At 69.3% G+C, this 18,100-nt stretch carries 23 protein-coding genes and 1 pseudogene; 20 read left to right on the top strand and 4 right to left on the bottom strand.

Features of this window, described 5'->3' with window-relative positions:
- The first annotated feature begins 109 nt into the window (after positions 1 to 109).
- The 8 genes and pseudogenes from WG212_RS15240 to WG212_RS15205 all read left to right on the top strand — a co-directional run bounded on the left by WG212_RS15240 (position 110) and on the right by WG212_RS15205 (position 5,790).
- Entirely contained in the window at positions 110 to 1,468 is a 1,359-nt protein-coding gene (locus tag WG212_RS15240; RefSeq protein ID WP_337187959.1) for an MFS transporter, read from the top strand.
- Between the two features lie 120 nt (positions 1,469 to 1,588).
- On the top strand, positions 1,589 to 2,269 hold the full coding sequence (locus tag WG212_RS15235) for a TetR/AcrR family transcriptional regulator (protein WP_337187958.1): 681 nt from the start codon (positions 1,589 to 1,591) through the stop codon (positions 2,267 to 2,269).
- Positions 2,270 to 2,378: 109 nt separating this feature from the next.
- Positions 2,379 to 2,756 (top strand): annotated as a pseudogene (locus tag WG212_RS15230) (NAD(P)-binding domain-containing protein); the annotation flags it as partial.
- A gap of 3 nt (positions 2,757 to 2,759) precedes the next feature.
- Positions 2,760 to 3,182: an NAD-binding protein gene (locus tag WG212_RS15225; protein ID WP_337187960.1), complete on the top strand. Its 423-nt coding sequence runs from the start codon at positions 2,760 to 2,762 to the stop codon at positions 3,180 to 3,182.
- A gap of 155 nt (positions 3,183 to 3,337) precedes the next feature.
- Positions 3,338 to 4,159, top strand: a complete 822-nt coding sequence (locus WG212_RS15220) for an enoyl-CoA hydratase/isomerase family protein (RefSeq protein WP_337187957.1) — start codon at positions 3,338 to 3,340, stop codon at positions 4,157 to 4,159.
- Positions 4,156 to 4,287 (top strand): hypothetical protein, encoded by a 132-nt coding sequence (locus WG212_RS15215; RefSeq protein WP_337187956.1) that lies wholly within the window; start codon positions 4,156 to 4,158, stop codon positions 4,285 to 4,287. Before WG212_RS15220 ends, WG212_RS15215 begins: the two co-directional genes overlap by 4 nt.
- Positions 4,284 to 5,057, top strand: a complete 774-nt coding sequence (locus tag WG212_RS15210) for an SDR family NAD(P)-dependent oxidoreductase (protein ID WP_337187955.1) — start codon at positions 4,284 to 4,286, stop codon at positions 5,055 to 5,057. Before WG212_RS15215 ends, WG212_RS15210 begins: the two co-directional genes overlap by 4 nt.
- 184 nt (positions 5,058 to 5,241) lie before the next feature.
- Complete coding sequence (locus WG212_RS15205; protein WP_337187954.1) at positions 5,242 to 5,790, top strand: hypothetical protein; 549 nt, start codon at positions 5,242 to 5,244, stop codon at positions 5,788 to 5,790.
- Here the strand turns inward: WG212_RS15205 and WG212_RS15200 are convergent.
- Positions 5,776 to 6,159 (bottom strand): LysR family transcriptional regulator, encoded by a 384-nt coding sequence (locus WG212_RS15200; protein ID WP_337187953.1) that lies wholly within the window; start codon positions 6,157 to 6,159, stop codon positions 5,776 to 5,778. The genes WG212_RS15205 and WG212_RS15200 overlap by 15 nt on opposite strands.
- Positions 6,160 to 6,341: 182 nt before the next feature.
- Here WG212_RS15200 and WG212_RS15195 point away from each other — a divergent pair, with 182 nt between their 5' ends.
- From WG212_RS15195 to def, 3 genes are read left to right on the top strand one after another with little or no spacing between them, the layout of a single operon-like run.
- On the top strand, positions 6,342 to 7,292 hold the full coding sequence (locus tag WG212_RS15195; RefSeq protein WP_337187952.1) for an aldo/keto reductase family protein: 951 nt from the start codon (positions 6,342 to 6,344) through the stop codon (positions 7,290 to 7,292).
- Positions 7,292 to 8,008 (top strand): M24 family metallopeptidase, encoded by a 717-nt coding sequence (locus WG212_RS15190; RefSeq protein WP_337187951.1) that lies wholly within the window; start codon positions 7,292 to 7,294, stop codon positions 8,006 to 8,008. The genes WG212_RS15195 and WG212_RS15190 overlap by 1 nt, the downstream gene beginning before the upstream one ends.
- On the top strand, positions 8,005 to 8,505 hold the full coding sequence (gene def, locus WG212_RS15185) for a peptide deformylase (RefSeq protein ID WP_337187950.1): 501 nt from the start codon (positions 8,005 to 8,007) through the stop codon (positions 8,503 to 8,505). The genes WG212_RS15190 and def overlap by 4 nt, the downstream gene beginning before the upstream one ends.
- Here the strand turns inward: def and WG212_RS15180 are convergent, their stop codons facing one another.
- The 3 genes from WG212_RS15180 to WG212_RS15170 are packed head-to-tail and all read right to left on the bottom strand — an operon-like array spanning position 8,506 to position 10,857.
- Positions 8,506 to 8,838, bottom strand: coding sequence for a gamma-glutamylcyclotransferase family protein (locus WG212_RS15180; protein ID WP_337187949.1), 333 nt, complete (start codon positions 8,836 to 8,838; stop codon positions 8,506 to 8,508).
- A gap of 5 nt (positions 8,839 to 8,843) precedes the next feature.
- Positions 8,844 to 10,559 carry a cytochrome c biogenesis protein CcdA gene (locus WG212_RS15175; protein ID WP_337187948.1) on the bottom strand — a complete coding sequence of 572 codons (1,716 nt, stop codon included), beginning with the start codon at positions 10,557 to 10,559 and terminating at the stop codon, positions 8,844 to 8,846.
- Between the two features lie 4 nt (positions 10,560 to 10,563).
- Positions 10,564 to 10,857 carry a cytochrome c gene (locus tag WG212_RS15170; RefSeq protein ID WP_337187947.1) on the bottom strand — a complete coding sequence of 98 codons (294 nt, stop codon included), beginning with the start codon at positions 10,855 to 10,857 and terminating at the stop codon, positions 10,564 to 10,566.
- A gap of 92 nt (positions 10,858 to 10,949) precedes the next feature.
- Between WG212_RS15170 and WG212_RS15165 the strand changes: the two genes are divergently transcribed.
- From WG212_RS15165 to WG212_RS15125, 9 genes are all read left to right on the top strand, one after another.
- Positions 10,950 to 11,600, top strand: coding sequence for a YbhB/YbcL family Raf kinase inhibitor-like protein (locus WG212_RS15165; protein WP_337187946.1), 651 nt, complete (start codon positions 10,950 to 10,952; stop codon positions 11,598 to 11,600).
- Positions 11,601 to 11,609: 9 nt separating this feature from the next.
- Complete coding sequence (locus WG212_RS15160; RefSeq protein ID WP_337187945.1) at positions 11,610 to 12,845, top strand: PQQ-dependent sugar dehydrogenase; 1,236 nt, start codon at positions 11,610 to 11,612, stop codon at positions 12,843 to 12,845.
- 40 nt (positions 12,846 to 12,885) lie between these two features.
- Complete coding sequence (locus tag WG212_RS15155) at positions 12,886 to 13,935, top strand: aldo/keto reductase (RefSeq protein WP_337187944.1); 1,050 nt, start codon at positions 12,886 to 12,888, stop codon at positions 13,933 to 13,935.
- 4 nt (positions 13,936 to 13,939) lie between these two features.
- Positions 13,940 to 14,716, top strand: a complete 777-nt coding sequence (locus WG212_RS15150) for a class I SAM-dependent methyltransferase (RefSeq protein WP_337187943.1) — start codon at positions 13,940 to 13,942, stop codon at positions 14,714 to 14,716.
- 396 nt (positions 14,717 to 15,112) lie between these two features.
- Entirely contained in the window at positions 15,113 to 15,235 is a 123-nt protein-coding gene (locus WG212_RS15145) for a hypothetical protein (RefSeq protein ID WP_337187942.1), read from the top strand.
- Between the two features lie 52 nt (positions 15,236 to 15,287).
- The gene (locus tag WG212_RS15140; RefSeq protein ID WP_337187941.1) at positions 15,288 to 15,485 is read left to right on the top strand and encodes a hypothetical protein; all 198 of its coding nucleotides are present in this window, start codon (positions 15,288 to 15,290) and stop codon (positions 15,483 to 15,485) included.
- Positions 15,485 to 16,690 carry a serine hydrolase gene (locus WG212_RS15135; protein ID WP_337187940.1) on the top strand — a complete coding sequence of 402 codons (1,206 nt, stop codon included), beginning with the start codon at positions 15,485 to 15,487 and terminating at the stop codon, positions 16,688 to 16,690. The genes WG212_RS15140 and WG212_RS15135 overlap by 1 nt, the downstream gene beginning before the upstream one ends.
- On the top strand, positions 16,687 to 17,352 hold the full coding sequence (locus WG212_RS15130) for a TetR/AcrR family transcriptional regulator (RefSeq protein ID WP_337187939.1): 666 nt from the start codon (positions 16,687 to 16,689) through the stop codon (positions 17,350 to 17,352). The genes WG212_RS15135 and WG212_RS15130 overlap by 4 nt, the downstream gene beginning before the upstream one ends.
- Positions 17,349 to 17,975, top strand: coding sequence for an FMN-binding negative transcriptional regulator (locus WG212_RS15125; protein ID WP_337187938.1), 627 nt, complete (start codon positions 17,349 to 17,351; stop codon positions 17,973 to 17,975). Before WG212_RS15130 ends, WG212_RS15125 begins: the two co-directional genes overlap by 4 nt.
- Positions 17,976 to 18,100 lie beyond the last annotated feature (125 nt).

Here is an 18,100-nt window from a genome sequence, read left to right as displayed (position 1 = left end):
CCGGCCGCGCGCACCCGCGGGTGCGCGCGGCGTCCTCTATCGTCGCGGTCACGCACGAACCCCGCGCCTGATCCGCGCCAGCGTGTGATGCTTCGGCAGGAGACCGCAGATGCCGCTCACCCTGCTTCACGACGCCGCCGAGCCCGCGCCCACGCCCCTGCGGCCGCTGCATCTGCTCGTCGTGTCGGTCTGCATGCTGGTGGCGTTCCTCGACGGCTTCGACGTCCAGATGATCGCCTTCATGGCGCCCGCCATCGGTCGCGAATGGCAGGTCGAGAAGGAGGTCTTCGGCCTGATCTTCTCCTCCGGCATCGCGGGCATGCTCGTGGGCATGGTCGGGCAGGGGCCCCTGTCGGACCGCTTCGGTCGCAAGCCCATGACTCTGATCTGCGTCGCGACGTTCGGGCTCTGCACCCTGGCCTGTGCGGCGGCGCACTCGACCACGGAACTGCTCCTCCTGCGCTTCGTGGGCGGCGTCGGCATGGGCGCCGTCCTGCCGAACGTCATCGTCCTCGTCAGCGAGTTCGCACCCGCGCACCTACGCTCGCGCATGGTCGTCGTGCTCGGCGCGGGCGTTCCCATCGGCGGGCTCGTCGCCGGCGCGATCAGCGCCTGGCTTCTACCGGTCACCGGCTGGCGACCCCTCTTCGTGGTGGGTGGCGTCGCGCCCCTCCTGATGCTCCCAGTCCTGGCGCTCTGGCTGCCGGAATCCCCGCTCTTCCTGATGGACCGCGCCAAGCGCCGGGTCGGTCCCGGGCGCGACAGTGACGAGCGGCGGATCGCCGCCCTCGTCCAGCGAGGTTGGCGTGCGCCGCCTGCCGCCGAGCCCGCCGTCGCCGCCCAGGGCGTTGCGGCCTTGCTGGGCCCGGCTTTCCGCCGCAGCACGCTGCTGCTTTGGCTGATCTGCGCCGCCAACATGGTGCTGTTCTATTCGATGCTGAGCTGGATGCCGCTCATCCTCACCTCGGCGGGAACGCCCGAGTCGCTGGCGGCGCTGTCCGGCGCGATGCTGAACTTCGGGGTCATCGTCGGCAGTTTCCCCTTGGGCTGGGCCGCCGACCGGTTCGGGATGGGTAAGGTTCTCCCGGTCACCTACGTCATCGGCGCAGGCCTGTTCGCCGCCACCGGCGCCTTGTTGGGCGCGCCGTTCGCGGTCGTGCTCGTTCTCTGCGCCTTGCTGGGCTGCGTCTCCGGCGGCAGCCAGCTGCTCCTCAACGCCTTCGCCGGCGGCCTCTACCCGACGGCGATGCGCGCCACGGGCATCGGCTTCGCCGCGACCGCCGGGCGTGGTGGGGCGATCGCCGGGCCCGCGCTGTGCGGCTTCCTGCTGGCCGGGGGACTGCCGGAAGGCGCGCTCCTGGCCCTGCTGGCGACCCCCGCCTTGATCGCCGCGCTCGCCTGCGCGGGCTTGCGCCGCGCCGCCGAGGCGCCGGTGCCCGCACGATCCGCGCCCGGCCAAGCGGCCTGACATGTCGCTGGAAAATAGAACGCCATTCTTGATCTTGCGCGCGGAATACGCGACCAAGTGGTCACGCGAGTCCTCGCGCGCTTCGCGAGGGCCTCAACCCCCGATGGATCCCTGGGCGACATGATTGATGTGATCCGCGCACCGGCGCAGGCGCGAAGCCAGCGGACCATGGACGAAGTCTATCGCTCGCTGGACGCGCTCCTGAAGACCAAGCCCTTCGACGAGATCACCATCTCCGATCTCGCCACCCATGCCGACGTGGCCGTGGGTTCGATCTACGCGCGTTTCAAGGACAAGAAGGCCCTGCTTGCGGGACTTCACCTGAAGGTCTCCGATCAAGCGATCACCTGCATGGGACCGCTCAGTGCGCCCGCCAAGTGGGAGGGACGGACGGACGACCAGATGGTCCGCGCGATCATGAAGTCCGTCGACCGTTTCTACCGGCGCGAGGCCCACGTCCTGGGCGCCGCCTACCTGGCGGACACCGGCCACATCACCGAGATGAGGACCAAGGTCTGGGAAGCGGCGGTCGAGAACTTCACCGCCTTGCTCGTCGCGCGCGACCCCGAGACGGATCCCGCTCAGCTGCAGCTGGCCGTGCGCATCATCGTGCGGCTGACGACGGCGGTGACCATGCAGTCGGTGCTGATCGACTGGATCAGTCGCTGGAAGGGGGCGGTGCCCAACGTGGTCGCCCTCGAGCATCTCTCCCGCTTCGCGGTCGACACCATCGTCCGGGCCCGCACCGGCCGACTGAACACGGGCGACGCCGATGTCGGGGCGCTCGACGAGGGCGGCTGAGCCGTTCGGCGACCCAAAGGAGTTCGGGGCATGAGGATCGGCTTCCTGGGCCTCGGCCGAATGGGGGCCGCCATGGCCGCCAACCTCGTGGCCGCCGGTCACGAGGTGGCCGCGTGGAACCGGACGGACGGCCGACCTGGCCGCGATGGGCGCGCGGATCGCGCCTTCGGTTGCCGCCGCCGCGGCCGGGGCGCAGATCGTCGTCAGCATGCTGGCCGACGATCGCGCCGTGGACGCCGTCGCGTTCGGCGACGGCGGGCTGTTGGCGAGCGGCGCCCCGGTCCACGTCTCGATGAGCACCATAAGCGTCGCCTTGGCCGAGCGGTTGGAGGCCGCACATCGGGCGCAGGGCTCGACCTTGGTGTCCGCGCCGGTCTTCGGCCGGCCCGAGGCTGCGCGAGCCGCCAAGCTCGCCATCGTCGCGGCCGGTCCGTCGGGCGCGATCGAGGCTTGCCGACCTATCTTCACCGCGCTGGCGGACCGGCTGTTCGTGGTGGGCGAGCGACCCCCGGCCGCCAACCTTCTCAAGCTCTGCGGTAACTTCATGGTCGCCTCGGCGATCGAGGCGCTCGGCGAAGCCATGACCCTGGCGCAGAAGGGCGGCCTCGCGCCGGAGACCCTCGTCGATCTGCTCACGGAGGTCCTGCCGCACCCCGTCTACGAGACCTACGGTCGTCTCATGCAGACGCGCCGCTTCTCGCCGCCGGGCTTCGCCGCACCCCTCGGCCTCAAGGACGTCGATCTGATCGCGGCCGCCGCCGCGTCGCTGCAGACGCCGATGCCGCTGCTGGGCGTCGTCCAGGGCCACCTGCTTTCGCTCCTGGCCCAAGAGGGCCACGACATCGACTGGAGCGCGATCCTCCTGCCGATCGAGCGCGCCGCCGCCGTCGGGCCGCCGGCCGCACACATCTGATCTCAGCCCTCAGGGCGCTTGCACCTCTCGCAGCCCGCCGACGCACGCGGGTAAGGCGCGGGCCATGCAGGCTTGCAGTGATTCGAATAGAATTCTAGAATATAATTCGCGTTCATACAGCGGCGTCGAACGACGCCTTTGCGGGAGGGAGAGCCATGGGCGTCAGTTTCGTCGTGGACGAGCCGTTCGAGAGCTACAGCAAGCGGTTCGCCGAGCATTTCGTGATGACCCGCACCGACGGGATCATCGAGGTGCGGATGCACGAGAACGGCGGCACGCCGCGCTGGAGCTACGAGCTGCACCGCGCGTGGCCACAGATGTTCGCCGCGGTGGGGGCTGATCGTGAGAACGAGCTCCTGATCATCGGCGGCACCGGCGATCGCTGGCTGGCGCAGGGCTTCAATGAGGAGAGCTTCGGGATCAGCCACGCCGAGTTCCTGCGTCGCTGCTACGACATCTGGTACGTCGACGGCACCAAGCTGCAGGAGAACCAGCTCTGGTCGGTCGACATCCCTGTCATCGGGGTCATCAACGGACCCGGCCATCACCTGGAGATCGCGCTCCTGGCGGATCTCACGATCTGCGCCGACGACGTGCGCTTCATGGAGGCGCACATCCCGCTGGGCATGGTGCCCGGCGACGGCCAGTTCCTGGTCTACCAGGAGCTTCTGGGCATGAAGCGCGCCAACTACCTGGCGCTCGCCAACGGCGGCGTCGACGCCGACGAGGCCCTGCGTCTGGGGATGGTGAACGAAGTGATGTCCCGCGAACAACTCCTCCCGCGCGCGCGGGAGCTGGCGGCGCAGATCATGCAGAGCAGCCGGGTCGTCCGGCGCTTGACGACGCAATTGGCGCGCCGGCGATGGAAGCGGCTCTTCACCGACGACTTCAACATGCACTTCGGGTTCGAACTCTTCGCCTCGACCGTCTCCGAACACTCCCATGACAGCGTGAAGCTGGGGAACATCGTGAGATGAGCGCGGTGTCGGACAGGATCGATCTGGCCGGTCGAGTGGCGATCGTCACCGGCGCGGGCGCGGGCCTGGGCCGCGCCCATGCCCGGCTGCTCGCGCGCCGTGGAGCCAAGGTGGTGGGAACGATATGACTGCCGCGGCCCAGGCGGTGGCGCGTGAGATCGTGGCGGAAGGCGGCGAGGCGCAGGCGGCAGTCGCATCGGTGACCGATGTCGAGGCCATCGAGGCGATAGTGCGTGGGACGCTGGCGCGCTGGGGGAGGGTCGACATCCTCGTCAACAACGCCGGGATCCTGCGCGACAAGTCGTTTGCGAAGATGAACCTGGACGACTTCCGGCTCGTCCTCGACGTTCATCTCCTGGGCGCGGCCATCTGCACGAAGGCCGTCTGGGAGATGATGCAGCGGCAGAGGTACGGCCGCGTCGTGATGACCGCCTCCTCGTCGGGGCTCTACGGGAACTTCGGCCAGGCCGGCTACAGCGCTGCGAAGATGGGGCTGGTGGGGCTGATGAACACGCTCGCCATCGAGGGCCGGAAGCACGATATCCGGGTGAATTGCCTGGCGCCGACCGCCTCGACCCAGATGCTAGACGGCCTCCTGCCTCCGGAGCATCTCGCCCTCCTGCAGCCGGACCTGGTCAGCCCCGGACTTCTCGCCCTGGTGCGGGACGACGCGCCGAGCAAGACCATTCTGGCGGCCGGCGCGGGGAGTTTTGAGGTCAACTACGCCACGCTCACGCGGGGCGTGCATATCGGCGACGGCGCCGACGCCGCCGAGCAACTGGTCGACAGATGGGCGGACCTGCTGGACCGGGAGGGCGAGTTCGTCCCCACGGAGTGCTTCGCGCAAAGTCGGCTGGAGCTCATCAAGGCCGGTCTGGAGCTTGAGGGCGCGCCCTAGACGCACGGCGAGTGGCCGCGCCCGTCTCTGTCCGCTCGCCGCCGCGCCCTCAAGGTCCGCTCTTGGCGCAACGGGGCCGCCAAGTCGCCTGATGCGCGTCGCTTTGCCAAGCAATCTGCCGATGTCGCTGCATCTGTGATGCTATATACCGTCATATACAGCGTGGAGCGGCAGGTGAGGCGACGTGGCGCGCAAGGTCCGGATCGACATGGTGGGGTTGCGGTTCGGTCGCCTGCTCGGCGTCGCGTACCACGACACCCCGCGCCATCACGCCTACTGGCGCTTCAAGTGCGATTGCGGGGAGACCACGATCGCCAACGGCGCCGCGGTGCGGGCCGGGCGGACGCAGAGCTGCGGCTGCCTGCATCGGGAGATCTCGGCCGAGCGGCTGACCTTGCACGGCCATCGCGCCAAGAAGCGCCACGACCCCACCTACCGCGCCTGGCAGCAGATCAACACCTACTGCACGAATACCGCTTCGCCGCGGTTCCGGGACTTTGGAGCGCAGGGGATCGCCGTCGCCCCCCGTTGGGCCGAGAACTACGAACTCTTCCTCGCCGACATGGGTGAGCGGCCGCCAGGCAAGATCCTCGTGCGCCTCGATCCGAACCGCGACTTCATGCCCGGCAATTGCCGCTGGGCGACGGTCCGGTCGCGTTCGCTCCGCGCGATCGAGGGGCGGCGACGGGAGACGGTGATCGCCCCGCCGGAACGCATCCTACGCCGCGCCTGAGCGCGGGACCGGATCGGACCGAAGGCCGGCCTGAAGCCGGTCGAGCGCCTCGCTGCGCGCGGCCCTGACGAGCGCGGCCTCGACCGTGCGGTAGGCCGCCAGGACGTCCCGCCCCTGGGCGGTCAGCCGCGCGCCGCTCAGCTCACCGCCACCCGATCGGGCTTCCACCAGGCGTCCGGACCAGCACCGGTTCATCTCGTCGACCAGCATCCAGGCGCGACGATAGCTCATGCCGAGGTCGCGGCCGGCGGCCGAGATGGAGCCGGCGCGATCGATCGCCTCGAGCAGGTCGGCCTTGCCGGGGCCCATGGCCGGCACGTCGCCGCAAAGGATCTGCACCTTGAGTTTCAGCGGGCCGATGGTCGGCATGGATGCGCCTCCTGGGCCACGGCGCGGAGCCTACGCCTGATATCAATCACGGCGCGGCGCCGCCCGTCCATCGCGCGTCCGCGCCGGATCACTGGCCGGGGCGCCTCGCGCTCGCCACGGCCCGCTATATACTGGCGGATATCGCGCCCGAGTGGCGACGCAGAAGCCCAAGGGAGCACGACATGCAATACCGCCAGCTCGGTGCGAGCGATCTCAAGGTGTCGGCGATCTCGCTGGGGTCTTGGCTGACGTATGGCGTCGGCGTGGAAGCGGACAAGACCCGCGCCTGCGTCGACCGATCCTTCGACCTGGGGATCAACTTCATCGACACCGCCAACGTCTATGGCCGGGGCGCGGCCGAGACGGTGCTGGGCGAGGTGCTGAGCGGACGCCCGCGGGACAGCTACATCCTGGCGACCAAGCTGTGGGGCGACATGGGCGGCGGCGACCAGGGCCTCTCGCGCGCCCAGGTGCTGAAACAGATCGATGCGTCGCTCCAACGCCTGCGGACGGACTACGTCGATCTCTACCAGTGCCATCGCTACGACCCGAACACGCCGCTCGAGGAGACCCTGGAGGCGCTGAGCGAGATCGTGCGCGCCGGCAAGGTCCGCTGGATCGGCTTCAGCGAATGGGCGCCTGACAAGATCGAGGCGGCGCTCGCGATCCCCGGCGTCGAGCGGTTCGTCTCCAGCCAGCCGCAGTATTCGCTGCTCTATCGGCGGCCCGAGCAGAAGGTGATCCCGATCAGCGCCGCCAACGGCGTCTCGCAGATCGTCTGGTCGCCGCTGGCGCAAGGGGTGCTGAGCGGCAAGTACGCGCCGGGCGCCCAGCCGCCGGCGGACAGCCGCGCCGCCAGCGACAGCATGGGACGCATGATGGACGCCTGGATGAAGCCCGAGGTGCTGGAGGCCGTGCAGCAGCTGAAGCCGATCGCCGCCGAGGCCGGGTGCACGCTCTCCCAGTTCGCGCTGGCCTGGGTGCTGCGCGAGCCGAACGTCGCGTCCGCCATCGTCGGCGCGAGCCGTCCGGCCCAGCTCGACGAGAACGCCGCGGCCGCCGATCTTACCATCGAGCCTGAGTTGTTCGCGCGCGCCGAGGCGATTGTGGCCGGCGTCGAGCGGGTGCGCTGATGGCGAGCGCCGCGGCCGATCCCCATCGGGCCCGCGAGGCGGTGGGCGCGGCCTTCTCGCTGCCGGCGATGCTGCGGGCGCAGGACCTCACCTTCCAGGCCGTCCGCCGGATCGCCGAGACGGTCCGGCCGGGCATGACCGAAGGCCGTTGCCACGAGATCGCCGATGAGCTCCTCGCGGAGATGGGGATGGACCGCCTCTGGCACCGCAACGTCATCCGCTTCGGCCCCGGCACGCTGGAGACCTTCTTCGCCGACTTCCAGCCGGACTATGTGCTGCAGGCGGACGACCTCTTCTACGTCGACCTGGGGGTCGTGTGGGACGGGCACGAGGGCGACGCCGGCGACACCTTCGTGGTCGGACAGGACGCGGAGATGCACGCCTGCGCCGCGGCGGCCCGCACGCTTTGGCACGAGGTCGCCCGCCGCTGGCGCGACGAGGGTCTGAGTGGCTCGGCGCTCTACGCGTTCGCGAAGGCGCGCGCCGAAGCGATGGGCTGGGTCCTGAACTGGCAGGTGAAGGGCCATCGCGTCTCGGACTTCCCGCACGCTATCTACAAGGGTGGCAAGCTCGGGGAGTTCGACGCCAGGCCCGCGCCGGGCGTCTGGATTCTCGAAATCCAGATCGCGCACCCGACCCGGCCCATCGGGGCCTTCTACGAGGACCTGCTGGTAGGCGAGGCCGGCGCCGCGACGACCGTCGAGGACGCGCGATGACTGTCAGACCGATCCTCGACATCCTCGATCCGGCGCTTCGCCATCCCTCGGTGCCTGTCCCGGCGATCGGCGAGGATGTGCAGATCCTGGTCCGGGATATGTTCGAGACCATGGCGCAGGCGCACGGCGCAGGACTCGCCGCCATCCAGGTCGGCGTCCCGCTGCGGATCTTCACGATGAAGCCGGACGACGACCGCCCCGGGTTCGTGCTTATCAATCCGGTGGTGATCCCAAGGTCGAACGAGGAGATCGAAGTCGAAGAGGGTTGCCTCTCGATGCCCGGCCTTTTCTTTCCGGTGCGGCGCGCGGCCCGGATCGCGGTCGAGTTCGAAGACCTGGCCGGCGTCCGCAGCGGCCTCGGCCTGGAGGGGTTCGATGCCGTCTGCGTGCAGCACGAGACGGATCACCTCGATGGGGTGCGGTCGATTGATCGCGTGAGCCGGCTTCGCCGCGAGAGGCTCATCAAGCGCCATAGGGCGGGCCGCGCCGGCGCCTGATCAGGCCCGAACGTAGACCCAGGCGTCCAGGCCGGATCTCAATTGGACCGCCACGCGCTTGTAGTCCGAGACCTCGTAGGTGTCGGCGGCCGCGAGCTCAGCCTCGGTGATCTCGAAGACTGTCCCCCGGACCTCGTCGATGGGGTGGTCGCTCGGCGTGACGATCGGATGGTGGTCTGAGCCGCTGGTCGCGATCACCGCCGGGTCGGTGATCCGCACCATAGCGCGGCGAAAGCCCGGGAGCGCGTCGGGCTGGCCGTCGAGGCGTCGGCCGAACGTCTCAAGCTGCACGTTCTCCTGTTGCAGAGTGCCGTATGAGAACAGCCGGGGCATGACGGTCATCCGAAGGTGAAGGCGTAGGCGTGCACGCCCGCGTCAAGGAACTCGATCTCGAAGGTCCGGTCGCGTAGGGGGCCGGCCTGGCGGACGAGCTGATAGAGGCGCTCGCCGCCCACCTGTCCCGCGCCGGTCGCATCCACGTCGACGCCGTGGTCGCCGCCCGGCGGCCGGCCATCGATTCGGATCCGGAAGCGTACGGGACGGCCGTCCGCCGCTGGCCCCAGCACGAGGTTCAGGTCGCGGGCGTGGAAGCGGAAGACAATGCGGCCGCCCGGCGCGGCCAACGCCGCATCCTCATGGCCGACCGTCCAGGCGCCGCCGATCGACCAGTCGTTGAGCTTGGCGGGCGGGGTGAGCGTGTAGTCGTGACGCACGTCCTTCGCCCACGGGCCTGGGTTGGTGTTCCGGCGGGCCTTCTCGTAGCCGAGGTAGGTCTCGGGCGAGCGGATCGTCTTGAGGTTCGACTGCACGCTGGCGCCTTCCGTCGCGACCTGCGCGATGTCCTGCGCGACCCCGCGGCGGCCATTCTCGGCCAGCAGCCGCTGGATGACGCGCTCGGACTGGTCGTACTGGCCTTCGCCGAAGTGGTGGTGGCGGATGCGGCCCATGCCGTCGATGAAGTAGTGCGCGGGCCAGTAGTTGTTCCTGAAGGCCCGCCAGATCCGCCAGTCGTTGTCGACCGCGACTGGGTAACCGACCTTGAGGTCGCGGGTCGCCTTGCGGACGTTGCCGATGTCCCGCTCGAAGGCGAACTCCGGCGTGTGGACGCCGATCACCACGAGGCCCTGACCCTTGTACTTCTCCGCCCAGGCGCGGACGTAGGGAAGGGACCGCAGGCAGTTGATGCAGGAGTAGGTCCAGAAGTCGACGAGCACGACCTTGCCGCGGAGCCGCTCGGTGGTGAGCGGCGGCGAGTTCAGCCAGGTGACGGCGCCGTCCAGCGACGGCATCTGGCCCTCCACCGGCAGGACGCCGTCCGGTGCGATCGGCGTCGCCGCCTTCGCCCCCTTCGCCCGGTCGAGCAACGATTGCTCCAGGGGCGCGGTGGTGGCGAGGGACAAGCGCGTGAGCAGTCCGGTGTCGAGGCCTAGCGCGATCGCCGCGACGCCCGCCAGCACCAGCAGGCCCAGTCCGCGCCGCATCCATTCGACGGCGCCGAGCGAGCGCTTCATGGCGGCGAACACCCGTCCGCCCACCAGGAGCGCGAGCCCCAGCGACGTCGCGGCGCCCAAGGCATAGGCCAGGAGCAGCAGTGAGCTCGCCGCGTTCGCGCCCTGCAGGGCCGCCCCGGCGAGAACGAGACCGAGGATGGGGCCGGCGCACGGCGCCCAGAGCAGCCCGGTGGCGGCCCCGAGCAGCAAGGACGATCCGATCCCGCCCGATCCGCGGGTCTCGGAGATCCGGGCGCCGAGGGCGACGAGCGGGCGGGTCGCCAGGTCGGCGAGCTTTGGAAACAGCAGCAGCAGTCCGAGCCCCGCAAGCACGAGCAGGGCGATGTTGCGGCCCCAGGCGTTGGCGTGAACGGCCCAGCCGCCGCCGACCGCGGCCAGGCTCGCGACGCCGGCGAAGGTCAGCGCCATGCCGATGAGCAGCGGCAGGCCGCTACGCAGGAAGGGCTGCTCGGCGCGGGCGAAGACGAAGGGCAGCACGGGAAGGATGCACGGCGAGACGATGGTGAGTGCGCCACCGAGATAGGCGAGGGCGAGGAGCAGCATGGGCCTAGCGGGCGGTCAGGTAGGCGGCCACCGCCTGCTTGTCCTCGGGCGTCAGGTCCTCGGCCATGGGCGCCATGGGACCCGTCGTCAGGGCTGTGACGATGTCGCCGGGCGCCTTCGCGGCCAGCTGCGCCCGGGTGGGGGCCCGCTCGTCGCCGGACTCGTGACATTCCTTGCAACGCTCGGCGTAGAGCGCCTCGCCGCGCGAGGCCGGGGCCAAGGGCGTCTGGCTGGTGGCCGGGCTCGCAAGCGCCACGGCGATCAGGCCGGCGCCGACCCACGTCGATCTCATACCCATTTTTGCAACTCCGCCGCGCCGATGGACCTTCCCGCCGCCAAGGAAGGCACGTTAGGTAGTACGACTACATAACGAGAGGGAAGGACGCGTTCATGAAGGGCGGATTTGGGGCCATCCTCGTGGCCTTGGCGCTGAGCGCGGCGTCGGCGTTTTCGGTCCAGGCGCAGGTGGTCCGATCGACCCCTGGGCAGCCGGAGGCGCGCACCGCCGTCGAGCTGATGCCGGCGAAGGGCAAGCTTACGGTGACGACCCCGGCCTTCAAGGATGGCGGTGATATTCCCTTCGAGAACACCCAGTATCGTGGCAACGTCTTCCCGGGCCTGACGTGGACCAAGGGGCCGGCGGCCACGAAGTCGTACGCCATCATCATGCAAGACAGCTCGCTGCTGGTCCGTGGGGCGCCGGTCCTGCACTGGACGATGTTCAACATCCCGCCGAACGTCACGAATCTGGAGCCTGGCATGGCGCCCGACGCCAAGCCCCCCGGCTCGGCCTATGGTCCGAACTACATGGGATCAGCCAAGCCCTACACCGGACCCCGCACCCCGCCAGGACCGAAGGACAACTACCACTTCGCGGTTTTCGCCCTGGACGTCGTCCTACCGCCCGAGGCCGGCGCCACCTATGACGCCCTGACCGCGGCGATGAAGAACCATATCCTGGCCAGCGGCCAGGTCGTGGGGCTGGGCGAGAAGGACCCGCAGGCGCCGCCGCCCGCGCCCCGTCCTGCGCCGGCTCAGTAGGAGCGCCCGATGACCTCGATGCGCCTGGCCCTGGCCGCCGCCGTCCTCCTGTCCGCCACCGCGGGCGCCGCCGCGGCCCAGGTCGAGACCCGTCCGCCGATCACGCCTTACAAGCCGGCTTTCGCCGGCCAGACCCGCGCGCCGGAGCAGAAGCTGGGCGTGGCGTTCGAGACCACGACGGTGACCCAAGGGCTGCAGTTTCCCTGGGCGCTCGCCTTCCTGCCCGACGGCCGGATGCTGGTGACTGAGCGCCGCGCCGGCAAGCTGCGGATCGTAGCCAAGGACGGGACCCTGACAGAGACGGCCGTCGAGGGTGTCCCGGCGGTCTACTCGGGTGGGCAGGGGGGCCTGCTGGATGTGGCGCTGGACCCTGCCTTCAAGAGCAACCGGCTCGTCTACATCAGCTATGCCGAGCCCAACGCCGACGGGAAGACCAACAACACCGCCGTCGCGCGCGGCAAGCTGGTGGACGGCCCGACGCCGAAGCTCGACGGCCTGACGGTGATCTATCGCCAGACGCCGTCGCTGGCGTCGCCACTGCACTTCGGCTCGCGACTGGTCTTCGCCCGCGACGGCAAGCTGTTCGTGACCCAGGGCGAGCGCTCGATCCTGGAGGGCCAGCGTCAGGCCCAGGACCTGGGAAGCGGCCTGGGCAAGATCATGCGGATCAATCCCGATGGCTCGGTCCCCAAGGACAATCCGTTCGTCGGCAAGGCCGGGGCGCAGGACAAGATCTGGAGCTACGGCAATCGCAACGTCCAGGCTGCGGCGATCCACCCGCGGACGGGCGAGCTGTGGGAGGTCGAGTACGGCCCTCAGGGCGGCGACGAGGTCAACGTCATCCGCAAGGGCAAGGACTACGGCTGGCCGACCATCAGCTACGGCGTGAACTATGGCCCGGCGAAGACGCCGATCACGGGCGGCGAGACCCAACGGCCCGGCATGGAACAGCCGCTCTACTACTGGGACCCGGTGATCGCGCCGTCGGGCATGATCTTCTACACCGGCAAGCTGTTCCCGAAGTGGCAGGGCAGCATGCTGATCTCGGGCAAGCAGCCGCAGGGCCTGCCGGGCGGCTTCATCACGCGCCTCACCTGGAAAGGCGAGAAGGTGGTGGGCGAGGAGCGGATCGAACTGCCCGGCCCGCTGAACCTGCGCGACATCCGCCAGGGGCCGGATGGGGCAGTCTATGTGCTGAAGGATGGCCCTGCGGGCGCGATCCTCAAGTTGACCCCCAAGAGCTAGCCGGCCGCGCGCGGCCCGCGATCGTTCAGGAGACGTCGTCATGAAGTACAAGCAGCTCGGCCGGACCGGCCTCTACGTCTCCGAGATCTGCCTCGGCGCCATGACCTTCGGCGGCGGCGAGCAGGCCGGCCTCTGGAAGGCGATCGGCTCCCTGCCGCAGGACGAGGTCGACGCGATCATGGAGAAAGCCCTGGCGGCCGGCGTTAATTTCTATGACACGGCGGACGTCTACTCGTTCGGCGCCTCGGAAGAGCGGCTGGGCCAGTCGCTGAAGAACCTCGGTGTGAAGCGCAGCGACGTGGTGCTAGCCACCAAGGTGTTCGGCCAGATGGGGCCGGGGCCGAACGACCGCGGGGCGTCGCGCGGCCATATCATGGACGCGGTCTCCGGCTCCCTGGAGCGGCTGCAGGCCGACCACATCGACCTCTACCAGATCCACGGCAACGACACGGTCACCCCGATCGACGAAACGCTGCGGGCGCTGGACGATCTGGTGCGCCAGGGCATGGTCCGCTACGTCGGCGTCTCAAACTGGGCGGCCTGGAAGATCGCCAAGGCGCTCGGCCTCTCGGAGGCCAGGAACTACGCGCGGTTCGAGACCCTGCAGGCATACTACACCATCGCCGGCCGCGACTTGGAGCGGGATCTGGTCCCCATGCTGGAGAGCGAACAGCTCGGCCTGATGGTCTGGTCGCCGCTGGCCGGCGGCCTGCTGTCGGGCAAGTTCGGGCCGGGGTCGAACAATCCCGAGGGGTCACGCCGCACGACGTTCGATTTCCCGCCGGTGAACCAGGACCGCGCCTGGGCCTGTATCGAGGTCATGCGCGAGGTGGGCGAGGCGCACGGGGTGTCGGTCGCGCAGGTGGCGCTGGCCTGGCTTCTGGCCAAGCCGCACGTCATGAGCGTCATCATCGGCGCCAAGACCGTCGAGCAGCTCGACGACAACCTGGCCGCCGTCGGCCTCACGCTGACGCCGGAGGAGATGACACGGCTTGACGCGGTGAGCGAACTGCCCGCCGAATATCCGGGCTGGATGTTCGCGCGGCAGGGCAGTGGGCGTGTGCCCGCGCCGTTCAAGCCCAAGGCTTGAGCGCATGGGGTCCGGGACCACGGCGCCCCAACAAGCCGGCGACGCCGACTACGGGGCGATCAGCGACGCCTATGTCGACTATCGGCGGCCTGACCCCCGCATCGCGGCGGCCATCGAGCGCGCCCTGGGCGACGCCCGGACCGTGGTGAACGTGGGCGCGGGCACGGGGTCCTATGAGCCCGTCGGCCGGACGGTCACGCCGGTGGAGCCCTCGGCCAACATGCGGGCCGAGCGGCCTGGCCACCTGCAGCCGGCGGTCGATGCGGTGGCGGAGGATCTCCCCTTCGCGGACGGCGCGTTCGACGCGGCAATGACCACCTTTTCGGTTCACCAGTGGCCCGACCTCGAGAAGGGCCTGGCCGAGGTGCGGCGGGTGACGCGCGGCCCGATCGTGATCCTGACCTGTGACCCAGTGCTCGTAGAGGGCTTCTGGTTGGCCGAATACGCGCCGGAAGTGCTTGCCGTCGAGGCGAGGCGCTATCCCGGCCTGGACCGCATCGCCGCCGCCCTCGGGGGGCAAGTGAGCGTCGACACCGTGCCGATCCCGCTGGACTGCTTGGACGGCTTCCAGGAGGCCTACTACGGCCGCCCCGAGATGTTCCTCGACGCCGACGCCCGGCGCGCCTGCTCGGCCTGGAGTTTCGTCGATGACGGCGTCGTCGTCCGACTCGAGGAGCGCCTCGCCGAAGACCTCCGGAGCGGCGAATGGGATCGCAAGCATGGTCATCTGCGCGCCGCGCCGCTTTTCGACGGGTCGCTACGGCTGATCGTCGGGCGCTAGCAGAGCCGCCTTCGACGGCTCGCGGTCACGCCCACAGCCCCAAGGAGCCCGAACTCGCGCATCGCGGGTTCGAACTTGTCGTTGTCGTGGCCGGGCCGGCTGAGTTTGAAGAGCGCGAAGCGCTGCAGAGGGCTGAGGCTCGCGCAGGCCGAGGTCTCCGGAGGCGGCAGGCCCTGGTCGATTGCATGCGCCTGCAGGCGGGTCGTCGCCCACGGGTCGAGATATCCGGCCGCGGGGAAGGTGGGGCAATCCCCCGGACCCTGGACGCGCCGCGGCCTGCGTCGGGGCGCCATTGAGGCGCCCCGACGCCGCGTTGTTGGTCAGCGAGGACAGCGGTGTAGTCGAGGTTGTTCTTGATCGTCGGGAACATTGTGGCGCGCGATCGAGGTCGCTCCGGTGAAGAATCAGGTGGTCGAAGGCGAGGTCGAGAATGCCTGGGCGATCTCGTCCTCGTCGAACACCTTGGCCAACATCGCTGCCATCAGCTCGGAGGTGGCGGGTGTGAACTCGGGGGCTTGATCACCGCCCGGTTTCCGAAGTCGCTATTGAGGGTGCGGACGATCTCCGCCTCATGGTCGATCAGCAGGCCAATGCAGCGATCAAGGCGGTCGAGATGCAGGCCGAGGCTGGGCGCACCGTTGCGGATGTGGGCTGCAGTCTGTTCGTTCCAGCCGAAACCGAATTCGGATTCGACAATATCCTGCGACCGTGTGAGTTTCGTCAAATAACCGAATACGACGTCACATTCGAATTATGGAGGAGGCGCTGATGCGTTGGATGTGGGGCCTGGCCGCTGTCTTCGTGTTGGCGACTCCCGCTCTCGGGGCGGACGTTGGATCACGTGCGACCTGGCTGTCGCCGGATCACAACGCCGCCGCGTTCCAGGGGATGGAGGAGTTGTTCCCATCCCGGCGGGTGAGGGCTTCGGCCGAGGTGTTCCCTCTGCGCGTCGCGCCGAAGCCCATCGCACCGACCTACCGGTTTGACGGCCAGGCCCGCAGCCTCGAAGACTTCATCGCCCGCAACCATGTCAGCGGCCTGCTGGTGCTCAAGGGGCAGGACATCTTGCTGGAGCGCTATGCCCTGGGCGCCGACCCGGACACGCGGTTCGTGTCGTTCTCCATGGGCAAGTCGGTGGTCTCGACCCTGGTCGGCTTGGCGCTGGCCGACGGCAAGATCGCCAGCCTGAAGGACCCGGTGGCGAAGTACTTGCCTGAGGTGAAGGGCGCCGCCTACGAGGCCGCCTCGATCGAAGACGTGCTGAACATGTCGTCGGGAACGAGCTTCCAGGAGGCCTATACCGACGCCAACTCCGGCATCGCGAAGTTCATTGGTGTGTTCTCCCGCAACCAGGGCGGCCTCTACGACTTCGCCCGCCAGATCCCCTCGGGCGGCGCGCCGGGCCAGGTGTTCAACTACGCCAGCGCCGACACCGAGGTGCTGGGCATGCTGGTCAGGAGGGCCACGGGAGAGCCCCTGGCTGACTACCTGTCCCGCAAGGTCTGGGCGCCGATGGGGGCTGAGACCGAGGCCCGCTGGATGCTGGACGGGCCCGGCGCGGCCGGGGCGGAGGTCGCTGCCGGTGGCGTGTTGGCGCGGCTGCGCGACTACGGCCGCTTCGGCCTGCTGTTCGCGCGCGGCGGTGAGCTGTCGGGACATCGGATCGTGCCGCGCGAGTGGGTCGCCGACGCCACGCGTCCGCACCGGCCGAACCTGGCGCCGGGCAAGCTGGGTGGGCGATCGCAACTCGGGTATGGCTACCAGTGGTGGTTGGCTCCGGACCGGCCCGGCCGGGAGGGCCTCTTCATGGCGATCGGCATCCACGGTCAGTACATCCTGGTGGATCGCAAGCGCGACCTGGTGATCGTCAAGACCGCCGCCTGGCCGACCGCTGGCGACGCGGCTTTGGCCGAAGAGACCTATGCGTTCTTTGACGGCGTCATCGACGCGGTGGATCGCGGAACGGCGCGTTGAAGGCGGCGGGCGACGATCTGGCCTTACGCAATGCGCCGCTGCAGAAGCGGGCGCACGAGCGGATGGCGGCCATCCTGGAGGCCGCTCATGCGGTGCTTCGGCGCGATGGCGCCGAGGCCGCGACGGTCACGGGGATCGCCCAGGAGGCCGGGATCGCCGTCGGCTCGTTCTACCACTACTTTCCCAACAAGGAGGCGGCCTTCCTGGCACTGTACGAGGGCAAGCTCGCGGCGTTGCGCGAGTTCGCCACGGCCACCGAATTGCCGGCCGGCGACCGGCGCGAGGCGCTGCGCGCGTGGATTGTCGCCCTGAAGGAGGAGGAGCTCAGGATCGGCTTCGACTTCGCCCTGTTCGACGCCGTCCATCACTACAGCCGTCTGGCCGCCATTGCGGCCCGCCACGCCGAGGCCATGGCCTTGGCCACGGCCGCCCGCCTGCGAGCGCTGGGCTCGACCTGGTCGGAGGCCGCCCTGTTCGACCTCTGCCTGAACGCGTTCTTCATGAACGCCAGCTCCTGGCTCTACTGGCGCGCCTCGGGGGGCTATGCGCCGCGCGCGATCACCCGGCTGGCCGACGCGGTGGTCGCGGTCGTGGAGCCTGCCATGGACGGCTCGCCGGAGCCGCTCGGCCCGCATCTTCGCCCGCAGGGAAGCCAGCCGTGAGCGGTCCGTCGTTGTTCGTCCCGCCCATCTACGCTGCCGCGCGGCCAGAGGAGATCGTCGCGGAATACCCCTTCGCGTCCCTGGTGACCTCCGCCGCCGATGGGATTCACGTGACATCCGCGCCGATCTTCTTCGAGGACGACGGTGCGTGCGAGACGCTGGTCGGGCATATGGCCCGACGCAATCCCCACGCGGCGGCGCTCGAGGCCGGGCAGCCCGCCCTGGCGATCTTCTGGGGACCGCACGCCTACGTCTCGTCGCGCTGGTACGTGGAGAAGCCAGAGGTCCCGACCTGGAACTATGTCCAGACCCAGGTTCGCGGCCGCCTCGACCCTGTCGACGACGAGGACGGCCAGCTCGCGATCCTGAGGCGTAGCGCCGACATACTGGAGCGCAAGGGCGAGCCACCATGGACGGTGGACGGCGCCCGCGAGCGCGTGGCGTTCCTGCTGCCTTACATCCGCTCTTTCCGGATCCATATCGAGCGCATCGAAGGCGTGACCAAGCTCAGCCAGACCCACCCGCCCGCCGATCGCACCCGCGTGCATGACGCGCTGTTGGTTGAAGGTGAACCGGGCGGGGTCGAGATCGCGCGCTGGATGCGGATGTTGAATCTGGCCTGAAGGGCGGCCAGCCATCGCCTCCTGCATCGGCCAAGCAGGCGCCCCCATCGAGATCGGATCGGCGACGCGCACACGACGAAGCAGGCCAGGGAAGACGACCCAGCTCGCACTTGCGAATTATTCGC

The sequence above is a fragment of the Phenylobacterium sp. genome (assembly GCF_037189685.1).
Lineage (GTDB): Bacteria > Pseudomonadota > Alphaproteobacteria > Caulobacterales > Caulobacteraceae > Phenylobacterium.
The sequence above is the reverse complement of the archived record's forward strand: the minus strand, read 5'-3'. Positions and strand labels throughout refer to the sequence as shown.

Bases quoted from the DNA above. Each gene is read 5' to 3' on its own strand.
- WG212_RS15155 (WP_337187944.1), top strand. From the start codon at position 12,886: ATGAAGTACAAGCAGCTCGGCCGGACCGGCCTCTACGTCTCCGAGATC.
- WG212_RS15160 (WP_337187945.1), top strand. From the start codon at position 11,610: ATGACCTCGATGCGCCTGGCCCTGGCCGCCGCCGTCCTCCTGTCCGCC.
- WG212_RS15170 (WP_337187947.1), bottom strand. From the start codon at position 10,857: ATGGGTATGAGATCGACGTGGGTCGGCGCCGGCCTGATCGCCGTGGCG.
- WG212_RS15240 (WP_337187959.1), top strand. From the start codon at position 110: ATGCCGCTCACCCTGCTTCACGACGCCGCCGAGCCCGCGCCCACGCCC.
- WG212_RS15235 (WP_337187958.1), top strand. From the start codon at position 1,589: ATGATTGATGTGATCCGCGCACCGGCGCAGGCGCGAAGCCAGCGGACC.
- WG212_RS15175 (WP_337187948.1), bottom strand. From the start codon at position 10,559: ATGCTGCTCCTCGCCCTCGCCTATCTCGGTGGCGCACTCACCATCGTC.
- WG212_RS15165 (WP_337187946.1), top strand. From the start codon at position 10,950: ATGAAGGGCGGATTTGGGGCCATCCTCGTGGCCTTGGCGCTGAGCGCG.
- WG212_RS15200 (WP_337187953.1), bottom strand. From the start codon at position 6,159: ATGCCGACCATCGGCCCGCTGAAACTCAAGGTGCAGATCCTTTGCGGC.
- WG212_RS15195 (WP_337187952.1), top strand. From the start codon at position 6,342: ATGCAATACCGCCAGCTCGGTGCGAGCGATCTCAAGGTGTCGGCGATC.
- def (WP_337187950.1), top strand. From the start codon at position 8,005: ATGACTGTCAGACCGATCCTCGACATCCTCGATCCGGCGCTTCGCCAT.
- WG212_RS15180 (WP_337187949.1), bottom strand. From the start codon at position 8,838: ATGCCCCGGCTGTTCTCATACGGCACTCTGCAACAGGAGAACGTGCAG.
- WG212_RS15135 (WP_337187940.1), top strand. From the start codon at position 15,485: ATGCGTTGGATGTGGGGCCTGGCCGCTGTCTTCGTGTTGGCGACTCCC.
- WG212_RS15210 (WP_337187955.1), top strand. From the start codon at position 4,284: ATGACTGCCGCGGCCCAGGCGGTGGCGCGTGAGATCGTGGCGGAAGGC.
- WG212_RS15220 (WP_337187957.1), top strand. From the start codon at position 3,338: ATGGGCGTCAGTTTCGTCGTGGACGAGCCGTTCGAGAGCTACAGCAAG.
- WG212_RS15140 (WP_337187941.1), top strand. From the start codon at position 15,288: ATGGTCGATCAGCAGGCCAATGCAGCGATCAAGGCGGTCGAGATGCAG.
- WG212_RS15150 (WP_337187943.1), top strand. From the start codon at position 13,940: ATGGGGTCCGGGACCACGGCGCCCCAACAAGCCGGCGACGCCGACTAC.
- WG212_RS15190 (WP_337187951.1), top strand. From the start codon at position 7,292: ATGGCGAGCGCCGCGGCCGATCCCCATCGGGCCCGCGAGGCGGTGGGC.
- WG212_RS15215 (WP_337187956.1), top strand. From the start codon at position 4,156: ATGAGCGCGGTGTCGGACAGGATCGATCTGGCCGGTCGAGTGGCGATC.